The sequence below is a fragment of the Niveispirillum lacus genome (assembly GCF_002251795.1).
In the GTDB taxonomy this organism is placed as follows: domain Bacteria; phylum Pseudomonadota; class Alphaproteobacteria; order Azospirillales; family Azospirillaceae; genus Niveispirillum; species Niveispirillum lacus.
Genome location: NZ_NOXU01000019.1, coordinates 95,313 through 107,503, shown reverse-complemented (window position 1 = coordinate 107,503; position 12,191 = coordinate 95,313). Strand labels below are relative to the sequence as shown.

The 12,191-nt window shown below is 64.1% G+C and carries 11 protein-coding genes; 1 reads left to right on the top strand and 10 read right to left on the bottom strand.

The window, feature by feature from the left end; genetic code table 11:
• On the top strand, positions 1-840 hold an 840-nt coding region (locus tag CHU95_RS03130; RefSeq protein WP_133065397.1), incomplete at its 5' end, for an amidohydrolase.
• Between the two features lie 22 nt (positions 841-862).
• On the opposite strand, the gene CHU95_RS03125 is transcribed toward CHU95_RS03130, so the two are convergent.
• The 10 genes from CHU95_RS03125 to CHU95_RS03080 all read right to left on the bottom strand — a co-directional run bounded on the left by CHU95_RS03125 (position 863) and on the right by CHU95_RS03080 (position 11,852).
• A complete protein-coding gene (locus CHU95_RS03125; RefSeq protein ID WP_094453648.1) occupies positions 863-1,300 on the bottom strand; it encodes a hypothetical protein in 438 nt (145 codons plus the stop codon).
• 25 nt (positions 1,301-1,325) lie between these two features.
• Complete coding sequence (gene terL / locus CHU95_RS03120) at positions 1,326-2,810, bottom strand: phage terminase large subunit (protein WP_094453646.1); 1,485 nt, start codon at positions 2,808-2,810, stop codon at positions 1,326-1,328.
• A complete protein-coding gene (locus tag CHU95_RS03115; RefSeq protein ID WP_094453644.1) occupies positions 2,810-5,176 on the bottom strand; it encodes a glycosyl hydrolase family 28-related protein in 2,367 nt (788 codons plus the stop codon). Before CHU95_RS03115 ends, terL begins: the two co-directional genes overlap by 1 nt.
• Positions 5,177-5,227: 51 nt before the next feature.
• Positions 5,228-5,785 (bottom strand): hypothetical protein, encoded by a 558-nt coding sequence (locus CHU95_RS03110; protein WP_094453642.1) that lies wholly within the window; start codon positions 5,783-5,785, stop codon positions 5,228-5,230.
• Positions 5,785-7,680 carry a phage tail protein gene (locus CHU95_RS03105; protein ID WP_094453640.1) on the bottom strand — a complete coding sequence of 632 codons (1,896 nt, stop codon included), beginning with the start codon at positions 7,678-7,680 and terminating at the stop codon, positions 5,785-5,787. Before CHU95_RS03105 ends, CHU95_RS03110 begins: the two co-directional genes overlap by 1 nt.
• A complete protein-coding gene (locus CHU95_RS03100; RefSeq protein ID WP_094453638.1) occupies positions 7,677-8,249 on the bottom strand; it encodes a phage connector family protein in 573 nt (190 codons plus the stop codon). The genes CHU95_RS03105 and CHU95_RS03100 overlap by 4 nt, the downstream gene beginning before the upstream one ends.
• 185 nt (positions 8,250-8,434) lie before the next feature.
• Positions 8,435-8,704, bottom strand: coding sequence for a hypothetical protein (locus tag CHU95_RS03095; RefSeq protein WP_094453636.1), 270 nt, complete (start codon positions 8,702-8,704; stop codon positions 8,435-8,437).
• A 5-nt stretch (positions 8,705-8,709) separates the two neighbouring features.
• The gene (locus CHU95_RS03090) at positions 8,710-9,528 is read right to left on the bottom strand and encodes a phage capsid protein (protein WP_094453634.1); all 819 of its coding nucleotides are present in this window, start codon (positions 9,526-9,528) and stop codon (positions 8,710-8,712) included.
• A 268-nt stretch (positions 9,529-9,796) separates the two neighbouring features.
• The gene (locus tag CHU95_RS03085) at positions 9,797-11,191 is read right to left on the bottom strand and encodes a sensor histidine kinase (protein WP_094453632.1); all 1,395 of its coding nucleotides are present in this window, start codon (positions 11,189-11,191) and stop codon (positions 9,797-9,799) included.
• Entirely contained in the window at positions 11,169-11,852 is a 684-nt protein-coding gene (locus tag CHU95_RS03080) for a winged helix-turn-helix domain-containing protein (protein ID WP_094453630.1), read from the bottom strand. The genes CHU95_RS03085 and CHU95_RS03080 overlap by 23 nt, the downstream gene beginning before the upstream one ends.
• Positions 11,853-12,191 lie beyond the last annotated feature (339 nt).

The following is a 12,191-nucleotide window of genomic DNA, read 5'->3' as shown; positions in this document are numbered from 1 at the left end:
GCCGACCTGCCGGGCACGGTCAAGTTCATCTTCCAGCCGGCAGAAGAAGGGCCGCCGGAGGGCGAGGAGGGCGGCGCCGAACTGATGGTGAAACAGGGTGTGCTGGACCAGGAACCGATACCGCAAGCGATCTTTGGCCTGCATCTGGTGTCAGCCTATCATGTCGGCACCATCGCCTATCGCCCTGGCCCAGCCATGGCGGCGGCCGATACGTTCAAGATCGTGGTGCAGGGCCGGCAGGCACATGGTGGCCGACCCTGGACGGGTGTGGACCCGCTGGTCACTTCAGCCCAGATCCTGGTCGGCCTGCAAACCATCGTCAGCCGCAATATGGAGGTGATCAAGGAACCGGCGGTGGTGACAGTGGGGGCGCTGAACGGCGGCGTGCGGTCCAACATCATCCCGGACAAGGCAGAAATGGTCGGTACCATCCGCACCTTTGATCAGGGCATGCGCCAGGAGGTGCATGAACGCATCCGGCGGGTTGCAGAAAACATTGCCGAAAGCGCCGGCGCGACGGCCAGTGTCACCATCGAAACCGGCTATCCCGTCACCGACAATGATCGCGACCTGACAAAATGGGCGGCCCCGGTCCTGGCGCAGGTTGCAGGGCCGGGCAAGCTGGTCGAAGGCAGCAAGACAACCGGGGCGGAGGATTTCAGCTTTTTCCAGCAGAAAATCCCCGGCTTTTTCTTCTGGGTCGGCGCCACCCCGACCAATGTGCCGATCGAGAAGGCCCCCAGCAACCATTCGCCCCTGTTCAAGGTCGACGAAAGCAGTCTGGCCATCGGCGCCGAAGCCATGGCCAGCCTCACGATGGCGTGGTTGCAAGCCCAATGAGAATTGGGCCGGCATTGCGCACTCACACCCGGTAAAAACTGAACCCCGCCAGAACGGCCACCGGGGTCAAGCCCACGGCCCAGGCGGGCACTGGGTCGGCATCATCCAGAAACCGGTTGGCCCCGGCGACGATCAGGTCCAGCCCGGCAATGGCGCGGCGGGCGATGCGGTGGGCGGCGGCAAAGGACAGGTCACCACCATCCACCGCCAGCATCGGGCCATGACGCGGGTCGTCCGGCCCCCAGGCCGCAAACAGCATCGGGTCACGCACCACCTGCACCAGTGATCGGCCTGGCTGTCCATGGCGCGCGTTCAGGGCCATCGCGGCCAGCGCTTCCATCGCGCGCACGCCACGGCCATGGCCATGGGCCCAGATGGCACGCGCCAATGTGTCCTGGCCGCTATCAGCAGGCAGGCTGGGCGCGCGGTGGGGTTCAGGGACCAGCAGAGGACGGGTCATCCGTGTTTCCTTTCGCAGAGAGGGATCAAAGGTCGAAATCGCTCTGGGCCAGGATCGGCCCGGTCTGGCGTGTATGGTCGGGGCGCGGTCGCGGACACATCGACATGGCGCCGGCAAGGGCATCCAAGCCATCATCATGGCCCCGCCCGCGTGGGCGCCATTCCCGCATCTCCCGACCCAACGGACCGGCAATGACACTGTCATGGGCATAAATCAGGCTGGCATGCAGCGGCCCGTCAATGGTTCCCAGAATCCGGTCGACCTTGGCCTGAACTGAGCGCTGTTCCAGCACACTGACCTTGGTCAATCCCCGTTCAAACAGGGTGCGACGCAGGGTTTCCGGCAGGAAGGCCCCCACCCCATTGACCTCCAGATGGATCAACCGCACGCCCGTATCGGCCACCATGGCGACCAGTTCGCGGCACTGGGCAGCACCCGCTGTTTCTTCCGATCCGGCAGGCACCGTCAGGTAGAGGGCGCGGTGAATGAAGAACCGACCTTCCCCATCCTCTCCCAGCAGGATCGCCACCGACCCGTCCCCGGCCCGGCGGCGTTTCTTGTCGCGCAGACCAACGGCCGGGTCCCACCAGACACGCAACGACCGCAACCGGTGTGGACCCAGGCGGAAATCAGGGGCGGCCAGTTTTGGTTCAATCAGGTCCCAATCATAAGCAACCAGCCTGTCCACATCCAGCCGCCCATCCTCCAGCGACACGGGCCGCAGCATCATCTGGCTGGCAAATTTGTTGGCACTGCTGCGCCGACGGATACGGTCGATGCTTTCCGGGGTGAAGCGTTCCGGCCAGGCACTGGCCCCGGTTTCGGTCAGGATAGGGCGTTCCAACCGCTCGAACCCATCCAGGAACGGCCCCTCCTCTCCCTCCTCCACACAAGCGCGCTGGCTATAGATCGACTGAAAGGAATGCGGGGTACCGATGTAAAGCTGCGTACCGCCGGGTGAGAGCACATAGGCGATTTCCCCCAAACGCTGACGGAGTTCCTGGCGCTTTTCGGCGGTGCCGCAGGTGTTTGGCACCTCCACATCATCACAGACCACGATGTCGGCATGGCTGCCGGTGACATTCGCGGTGATGCCCTTGGCCACCATGGATGGATCACGTCCCACCTTGTCGCGGGCAATGGCGAATTCCTCTGCCCCCCACAGATCGGGCTTGGGCGGCTTCATGCCCTGGCACAGGGGGTGACGCTCCACGATGCGTTTGACGGTGCGCACCATCTTCTTGGCCAGATGGGTGTCGGCAGCCAGCACCATCACGCGGCGGTTGGCATCCAGATACAGAAGCCAGGCACAGAACAGGCCGATCAGGGTGGATTTGCCGCTGTCACGGAACGCCAGCAGCAGCAACTCCTTCGACCCCGCCCGCCAGCGGCGTTCCAGCCAGCCGGCCATATCAGTATGCAGACCTGGCGTCTTCAGGCCCTGTTCGGCGTTCCAGCGGTCCAGAAAAGTGACGAAGCCTTCCTTTCCCCCAGGGTCGGCGGTCTCCATCACGTTCGCCCGATTATGTGCCACGCCGCCCCGTTGGACAGCAGGGTCATACTGTCAAACTGCACCGACAGGGGTTTGGGTCCGCCATCCGGTCCCCCCGTGCCATCGCCGGCGGTGACATTGACAAGGTTGGTGGACGGGTCGGTCTTCTTCACGGTCAGGCGGGTGCCGCTATTGGCAGCAGCCGGGGCCGGCAGCCGCACCTCCACCACCCCGGCAAAGGCGGAGACAAGGTAATGTTCAGCACCCAGGTCGGGCTGGAACAGGCCCGCCGCCTCATGGAAATGGATCGTCGACGGCATACGGCTGGCCGAGGTGACCCACCAGGCCGCCCCGTTGGAAAATACTGTCACCTGCTCATGGTGCTGCGCCAGGTTCCAGACGCGGCCATCCGGCCCCGTGCCCGTGGCGGCGGTGACGCTGATCCGGCCGGTGGAACTGTCAGATTTCTTGATCGTGACGCGCCGTCCGACGGCCTGGGTCGCCGACGGGCTGGGCAGGCGCACCTCCACATCGCCGTCGCCACCGCTGACAAGGTAGAGGTCCTTCATCAGGTCAGGCTCGAACAGACCGGCCTCGTCACGGAATTCAGCATTGCCCGGATGCCCGGTACGCGCCGTTACCCACCACCCCGCCCCGTTGGACACGACGCTGACATGATCATAGCGCGAGGACAGGATGACCGGCCGGCCGTCCGGTCCTGGCCCGCCCAGCTCGGTGACGGTAACAGGATTGGCGGAACTGTCGGTCTTCTTGATGGTCAAGATGCGGCCATTGGCCGTGTCCGCCTTGGGCAGGCGAAATTCCACCGCCCCGCCAAAGGCCGAAATCAGATGCGTGGTAGAGGTCAGGTCGGCATTGACCAGTCCGCCGCTGGCCGGCTCCACATAATTGGTATCAACGCTGAACCCTTCGACCCGCAGGTCGGTGATATGGGTTTCCTTCAACAGGTTGCGCAGCGGATAGCCGGCATTGATAGCCGTATAGGCGCGGGATGATGACGTATCCCAGATCGGCTGCCCGCCGGTGGCGCTGAACAGGTTGACGATGCTGGTATTCTGGCTGCCATTGTCAATGCGGATGCCGGGCAGGGCGCCCAGGCTTTCGGCGTAGAAATTGACAATCAGGTTCTGGTCGGTGGCCGCCCCCAGCCGCAGACAGGCCTGTCCGCTCGGATGCAGGTTGGCCTCGCAATCGGTGAAGCTGTTATTGAAGCGCCCGGCAGAGATAAAAAAGCCGCAGCCGCTGATGGGGGCCGCCAGGGAATAGACGCGTACATCCTGAAACTTGTTGGCATTGGGCGTGTCGCCATCACCTTCCACGGTGAACAGCACGCCATGCGCCTGGGGACGGGCCACCAGGACACGGGCGATATGGTTCCAGTAACAGGGCCGGTTGGTGTCGTGATGGCCGTCCAGAACAATGCCGTTGATGCTGTCCCAGATCGACAGATTCTCCACAACATTCTTGACGCACGGCCCATCACGCCCGAACAGCTTCACCCCCGTGGCCCCGCCGACAATGCGCAGGTCGCGCAAGCTGGCATAGCCATCCACCATCTCCACAGCATTGAACAAGCTGGGATAGGTGGGCAGGTTGACGGGATCAAAGGCGGCTGCACGGGCCTGGATCACACTGCCCTCCCCCTCGCCATAAAGGGTGCGGCCATAACCCAGCACAATGGGCGCGGTGGTCCGATAGGTGCCGGCCGGCAAGAAGACGGAGCGATGCGCCGCCAGAGCCGCAAGGATGGCGCCGGTATCGTCGGTGACCCCGTCACCGACAGCGCCGAAATCCTTGGCCGTCACCACATCGCGCAGCTTGTCGGTCACATCCCGGCTGACAGCCCCCGGCCCATGGGCGGAGACAATGCCCGCAGCAGGCAGCCTGTCCAGCGGCAGTGCAACGGGATTGCCGGACGCATCAAAGCCCAGTGCCGCCCCCGCCCGCACGGCGCGGTCGGGCAGCAAGGGCGACGCGGGCAGGTCAGTGGGGGCCGCGCGCAGCATGCGCGCCTGATCGGCGGCCAGTTGCTGCACCATGGATGTAAGGCGATTCAACTGTTCGTTCAGGCTTCTGGCAGCCAGCGGCCCGCTTTCCAGAAAATCCGCCTGCCGGTCCAATGCGACACGGCGTTCGATGGTGATAATGGTGCCAGCCGCCGGTGTTGTGTCCAACTGCACCGCCCCGCCGGCCGGATCACCCAGCCCTTCCAGCGTAAAGCCGCTGGTCCAGGGGGCTGCATCCAGATAGAGCGACAGGTCGGCGGCGGCGTAGATCGGGAAAGCAAAGGCAAAACGGCTGGCCACCCCGTCGGCGATATAGCGCGCGACAGGGCTGGCCGCCGGAATGGGGGCGGTGGGCATGGGAGCCTCATGGCTTGAAGGTCGACCGATTGGTCCGGGGCAAGGGGCAGATCACAGCCCCCGCGCTAAGCGCTCCAGGCGCTGGCGTTCCTGCTGGCGGGTCAGATCCAGCAGGTTGCGGCGTTTCAGCGCCTCTTCATCATCACTGAGAGCGGCCAGCTTCAACGCATCCAAGCGGATGGCATTTTCCTGCTCCTCGGCGGCAGCCCTTTCCCGACCCAGGATCACGGCCTCGCCGGACCCGTCCGCAGTGCTGATACCCTGCGCGCCCAAGGCTGCCCGCAGGCTGCCCGTTTCCTGGCGCAAAGCGCGGCGGCTACGGACTTGGACCCTTTCGCTTTCAGCCTGGATACGCGCAGCACTGCTGGCATTGCGGCGTTGCAGGTCATCCAGGTCTGCCGCCTGCCGGGCCGTCAGGTCGGCGCTGTCAGCGGCCTGTTCAGCTTCCAGCAGGCGGCGCTCCTGTTTCTTGCGCCGGGATTTGGTGATGCCCAGCAGGTCCTTGGCCTGCCGGGTGGTATTCACCAGTCCGGTCGCCGCCTTGATATAGGAACTGCCGGGTGCGGAATGGCTCAGCACCATCAGCGCCGGTGTCGTGATCCCGCCCATCAGTCATTCACCTTCATTTCGTGGGTTACGGACAGCAGCGTGAACGGCAGCGGCCTCTCCTCGGCGATGCGCCAGGGCGGGCCAGCACGGCTGGTCTGCCAACCGGTCGCCGTCAGTCGCCGGTCGCCGGTAAAGCCGGGGGCAGGCGCCATGGCCAGCGCCGGGCCGGTGGCGCGCCGCAGCGGCACTTCCACCGGCCCCCGCCCCAGGTCGGCGCGCAGCGCGGGCGTATCCTTCAACCGGAAGGTTACCGCCAGCAGACGCGCACGCCGTCCCTGTCCCTCCGCCGCCAGCAGGTTGGGCGGCATGGGTTCAATCTCATGGGTAAAGGCCAGACCCGCCTGGACCTGTCTGGCCGGTATCGGCAATCGAAGACGGCCTGCGATGACGGGCTCAACGGTCGTGACGGCTCCATCGGCCAGGACCGCCACCGGCCGACCGTCCAGATGGTGCAGACCAGTCCAACGGGCGGTCGGGTGATCCACTGACCCGGCCAGCCCGGCATCGACATGCAGCGCGTCATCCCACACCTCCACGGACACGCGGCCATCGCGGTCCACCAGCCAGTAGAGATGGGCGCCGACCTGGGCTGTAGAAAGCACGCGGCCGGCCGTGACCAGCCGCACCCAGGCGCGAATCTGTTCATTGCGGTAAAGCGTCAGCACCGCCAACGTTCCATCCGCCTGCACTGCCAGCAACAGACGGCGGCGGCGATCATATTCCAGATCCACTGTACCGGGCAGAATGGGGCGTGTGGTCAGGGTGAGATCGGCCGCGGAGTAGGATTGCTCCAGATCGGTCCACAAAAAATCACGGATCGACCCGTCGCCGGCAGCAAAAAGGGTGCCGCCATCAATCTCCTGCGGCGGGATGTTGCGGGTGGCGACACTGCCGATGCGGGTCTGCCGATCCAGACGGATGGCGGTGGGGGTCAGGGGAACGCCAGTCACGGCCCATTCCCCACCAGTGGTGAAGACCTGCAAATGCCGTCCAGAATGGACGGCACGGATGGGGTTCACCTCATCCGACAGGATGGCGAATTCGATGGCACTGTCATCCTCTCCCTCGCCAAGGTCGAAATTGAACAGATCGCCCGATTTCGACAGCCAGAGCCGGTTGGGCAGGTCGCGCGAGCCGCCAATGACCAACCTGTCCTGATGGAAGGCCACCGACAGGGGCCAGCCTCGCTGCGGGCTGAACGCCGCCTCATCCCAATCGGCCGTGGGGTTGGTGTGGGGTAGGGTGTCGGCCAGATCGATCTCGGCCTCTGTGCCCGACCGCACCGCAGCGATGCGCCCTGGCTTGCGGTGGATACGAAAAGGGGCGCCCTCATGGCCGGGTGTGAACAGCGGCGCCGACGCCCGCAGCCTGATACGGCCCGTCATACCCGACGGGGTCAGGGTGATGGCGGGATCGGCAAAGCGGAAAAATGGAATCCGCGGCCGCCCCTCCTCCTCGGCGAAAACCCAAGGTTCAACATTCCACAGGCCGGGACCGACACGGCTGATACGGCGGGGCTCACGATCGGGATGACAGACCAGCAACACATCGCCACTTTGTGCCCAGGTCAGGTTGGAGAGCTGTTCCTGGGTCCAGGGCGACGGCAGTATGGCCTGCACCCGATCATCGCCGAACACGGAAACCTGCAGGTCGGTGAAGACCAGCAGATAGGTCTGTTCCGTGTTGAAGGTGAACGGGATCAGACGACCTGGCCCCGGTACATGGGCAATGAAGCCGGTACCAGGTCGGCGCGTGATGCCGCCCGTGGGTTCAATCAGAACATTGGTGAGGGTCAGCGCCCCATTCTCAAAGGCGGCCAGGTCGCCCCTTCCCAACAGGTCGGGACTGACACAGCCGCCGGTGAAGCTGGTCTTGACGGTTTTCAGACGGGTCATGACAGGCGGGCCTCGATCAGGGTGAAATCGCTGAACCCCTCCTGGCTGTCCTGCGACGCATCGGTCAGACGGGCGCGACGGAAATCCGTCTCGGCACTTTTCAGCAGGGTTTCAGCCCGCGAATTGTTCTCCGTCAGCGGCACACAGAATTCTGCCGCCAGCCGGGCGATCAGGGCCGCATCAAAAAAGGCGGGGAAACTGCCCTCTGCAACGCGGGCAACATAGGTCAGGGTCACCGCATCGGCATCGGCCAGCACGTCGCGGCCTTGAATACGGTATGCCAAGCCCCGCCCCCGCCCGCCGCTTCCCAGGGACAGGGCCCGCAGGAAATCATCGGGCAGGGCGAAACCATGGGCAAAATCGGCGGGCGGGGGATCGGCACGGCGGACCAGCGGGACCTGTCGTGTAGCAAAGCTCCAGCCATGGGCGGCCAGCAGGGCGTCACGGGTGGGGGCATAAAGGGCCGCGGCCAGTTCCGCTTCGGCGGTGCCGTCCTGGAACGACGTGATTGGATTGGCCCCGATTTTCAAAAGCGCACGGGCACACAGACCGACAGCAGAATAAGCCATGGGGGGAACTCCATTGGACTGCCCGCTTTCCCGCCCCTCTCCCGTCATCCCGGCGCAGGCCGGGACATCGGGGCCACAGGAACAACGGTCTACGCAGCGTTGCTGACCGCTGCTGTTGGGTCGGGCTCTGGGCCCCGGGGTCCCGGCCTGCGCCGGGATGACGAAGAACAAAGCGGGCGGGTGGATCAATCCGTGTCCGCCGTCCCCACCTGGGTCAGGTCGGCGGTGTCGATCACGCCACCGCTATTGGCATTGACCAGAAGAATGCCGGCCACCGGGGTGCTGCCGACACCGGTATTGGCCAGGATCATGTCGCCCAGGCGCAGCATGTGGCTGGCAGCGTTGAAATAGCCGGTGGTCCGCACCGCCGTATGGGCATCAGGCGTTGTGTAATGCCAAAGCGTGAAGCCATTGGCATAGGCCAGGACCGACAGGTCCCGCGACAGATAGGCCATGACGGTTACTCCTTGCAGCGCAGGGTGACGACGCCGGTGGCATCGATCAGGGCTGCGCCCTGCGACATCATGTTGTTGACGAAATGGGCGGCACGGTCGCCATGCCAGGTGATGTCGCTGGTCACATCAGCACCGCTGGCATGGCCGACGGCGGTCTTATGGTACCAGTGACACAGGCGAACATTGCCGGCGGCAATCGTCAGGCCCGAGTGCGGCATCCACAGCGTACCCAGCCAGCGCTTGGCCTGTGTCCCGCGCCAGGGCAGCTCGCCGTCACCGACATAGTCGGCATTGGCAAACTCCTCGATGCCCAGCAACTGGCTCCATTGTTTCCAGCCGACGACGGCATAACGCTGGCCATCATCGGGCACATCGGCAGCTCCCAGCATCTCAAATGCCGCCAGGACCTTATCCTTGGTCAGGCCGTCCGTGTCAGCACCGGCGAAACGCGCTCCGGCATCCAGGCGGCCGATGATCAACTCATCGGTCTTGCGGCCCAGCGCATAGGCACCAGCATTGGCAATGACACTGCGTTCATCGATGTTGGTCTTCAGCTCATCCAGCTTATCGACCCAGTCACCGGCATAATAGTCCGCCAGCGTGCAGTCGACGGTGCCATGGTCCAGGTTCATCACCGGGACATTGCCATGGCGCGACTTGGTGCTGGCGACACCCTTGCCGACCTTCTGAAAGACGGTGGTGGCACCCTTCACATTATTCTTGGAACGCACGGTAGCGCGCAGTTTGGAGCCCAGGCGCTGATAGGCCTCATGCACCTCGCGCTCATACTGCTTCACGAACGATTTCTCGATGTCGGTGGACATCCTGGGACCTCATTCCTGTCATGGTGGCAGCCGTCGCGGTTGCCAGAACGGGTCCGGCCGCATGTCGGGCAGCGATGGGGGGATGGCCAAAAATCAGAGGCCCCGCCAATCGGCCGCTGGGAACAGCGGTTACCGATGCGGGGCCTCTGTCAGGCCATGGGAGGGGGACGATGCACCAGGCCCGGTGCCACCCGGCGGGTCAGGACACTATTCGGGCCTTGGTGAGATCAGATATAGGATTATTATCTGGTGTATGTCAACAGAAATCCTATGATCCCGAGAACCGCAGACCAACTGTCAAGCCGGGCATGTCCACCCCAGGGCGAGCATCGGACAGGGACAGGGTGGCGTCATGCAGCCGGGCCACGGCGGCGACCAGCGACAGACCCAGCCCATGGCCAGGCGTACCGCGATGGGCCTCCAGTCGCACGAACCGTTCCAGCACCTTGTCACGACTGTCGGCGGGAATGCCCGGTCCCTGGTCGGACACCGACAGGAAGGGCCGGCCGGCCTCGGTCCCCGCCGCCACCGTCACATGCCCGTGTGCTGGGGAGTATTTGACTGCATTTTCGATCAGATTGCTGATCAACTGGGCCAGAAGCTGGCGACTGCCGCGCACGGTCACCGGGCTGCCGGCATGCACATCCATGGACAGGCCGCGCTCCTCGGCCAGCGGGGTGTACAGTTCCGCCACTTCTGCGGCCAGGGCCGCCAGATCCACCGGTTCAAAATCGGTGCGCGCCCGGCCGGTTTCTGCCGCCGCAATGGTCAGGATGGCGTTGAACACGCCCAGCAGCCGGTCAATCTCGGCGATGGCCTGTTCCAGGGTGGTGAACTGCACCTCCGACAGGGTTTCATCCAGTTGCGCCAGTTCCAGCCGGGCACGCAGACGCGACAGGGGGGTGCGCAGATCATGGGCGACATTGTCGGTGACCTGCCGCATGCCCAGCATCAGGCGGCCGATCTCGTCCAGCATACGGTTCAGTTTGGTCACCAACCGGTCGATCTCGTCCCCCGACCCGGTAACCTGCATCCGGTCGGCAAAGGAACCAGCCGTGATCCGGTCGATGGTTCGATTGATGCTCTCGATCCGCTCCGCCACCCGCCGGCTCATATAGACGGCCCCGACCATGCCAACCGCAAAGGCCAGGGACACAGCCCAGATAAGGCCCGTCAACAATTGGCCGCGCAGCAGATAACGGTCGGTCATGTCATGCCCAACCAGCAACCAGCCGATGCCATCAATGGGCAGGATGACCGCCACCGCCTGGCGTTTTCGCCCTGGCTCCTGGCGTGATTTGATCTCAAATTCCACCCAGCCCGACCCCAGATCGCCGGACGGCCAATTGGCCAGATTGCCGGCGATGACATCGCGTCCTGGTGTGGTCAGGGCATAGATCATGTCGGTGCGGCTGTCTGAGGCCCGCTCCGAAATCACCCGCAACAGGCTGATCCGCCCCCGCTCATTCAGTACGGCGGTCAGTTCCTCCACCTCCCGCAGCACGGTTTCTTCCGTATGGCGGTTGATGAAGCCGGCGGTGAACCAATAGACGACCGCCAGGACCACCATCACCGACAAGGTGAACAGGCCCAGATGAAAGGCCGCCAGCCGAAAGCTGGTGGTACGCAGGAAGTTAAAGTTAAGCCGGCTCACGGATGACATAGCCCGCCCCGCGTACCGTGTGGATCAGGGCCACCGGATGATCCTTGTCGATCTTCTGGCGCAGGCGGGCAATATGCACATCGATGACATTGGTCTGTGGATCGAAATGATAGTCCCAGACATTTTCCAGCAGCATGGTGCGGGTGACCACGTTGCCGGCATTGCGGATCAGATATTCCAGCAATTGGAACTCACGCGGCAGCAGGTCCACCGGCTTGCCGGCGCGTTTGACGCTACGGGCCAGCAGGTCCATCTCCAGATCGGCAATCTGCAGCCTGGTGACCGGCGCCGAACCACCGCCCCGGGCACGGCGCTGCATGACCTCCAGCCGGGCCAGCAGTTCGGCAAAGGCAAATGGCTTGGTCAGATAATCGTCGGCCCCGGCCCGCAACCCCTTGACCCGGTCATCCACACTGCCCAGCGCTGACAGGACCAGGGCCGGCGTGTCATTGCCTGTGGCACGCAGCACTTCCAGCAGCGACAACCCATCGCGGCCGGGCAACATACGGTCAACGATCAAGCCATCATAGGGTTCGGAGGCCGCCATGAACAGGCCGTCACGGCCATTATCGGCGTGGTCAACCACATGGCCGGCCTCTTTCAGACCCTTGACTAGGTAATCGGCGGTGGCGCGGTCGTCTTCAATGACAAGGATCTTCATGATGCACGCATCCTAAACCCGGACAGGTTCGCTTGGAAATACCACCTCAGGCAAAATGAAGCAGTGGTGAAGGCCGCTGCAGGCCGGCGACCGCCGGCCCGGCGCCTGAGGGAACAACAAAAACAACAATAAAAAGATATGGCCGGGCGGTGGGGGCCGCCCGGCCACAGGGGACGAGAGAGACTAAGATGTACTCATGTCGCGAGAGGGCGGTGGCGGGGACCGGAGAGTGGGGAAGCGGTCCCCGCCGACCTCTCATATGGACCGAAGGGGCTGGGGGGGGTGTGGGGCATGTGCCCCGTCGATCCATGTATGCACCTTATGACAGGCCCTCTGACA

Bases quoted from the DNA above. Each gene is read 5' to 3' on its own strand.
- CHU95_RS03125 (WP_094453648.1), bottom strand. From the start codon at position 1,300: ATGACCCGTCCTCTGCTGGTCCCTGAACCCCACCGCGCGCCCAGCCTG.
- terL (WP_094453646.1), bottom strand. From the start codon at position 2,810: ATGGAGACCGCCGACCCTGGGGGAAAGGAAGGCTTCGTCACTTTTCTG.
- CHU95_RS03115 (WP_094453644.1), bottom strand. From the start codon at position 5,176: ATGCCCACCGCCCCCATTCCGGCGGCCAGCCCTGTCGCGCGCTATATC.
- CHU95_RS03110 (WP_094453642.1), bottom strand. From the start codon at position 5,785: ATGGGCGGGATCACGACACCGGCGCTGATGGTGCTGAGCCATTCCGCA.
- CHU95_RS03105 (WP_094453640.1), bottom strand. From the start codon at position 7,680: ATGACCCGTCTGAAAACCGTCAAGACCAGCTTCACCGGCGGCTGTGTC.
- CHU95_RS03100 (WP_094453638.1), bottom strand. From the start codon at position 8,249: ATGGCTTATTCTGCTGTCGGTCTGTGTGCCCGTGCGCTTTTGAAAATC.
- CHU95_RS03095 (WP_094453636.1), bottom strand. From the start codon at position 8,704: ATGGCCTATCTGTCGCGGGACCTGTCGGTCCTGGCCTATGCCAATGGC.
- CHU95_RS03090 (WP_094453634.1), bottom strand. From the start codon at position 9,528: ATGTCCACCGACATCGAGAAATCGTTCGTGAAGCAGTATGAGCGCGAG.
- CHU95_RS03085 (WP_094453632.1), bottom strand. From the start codon at position 11,191: ATGTCATCCGTGAGCCGGCTTAACTTTAACTTCCTGCGTACCACCAGC.
- CHU95_RS03080 (WP_094453630.1), bottom strand. From the start codon at position 11,852: ATGAAGATCCTTGTCATTGAAGACGACCGCGCCACCGCCGATTACCTA.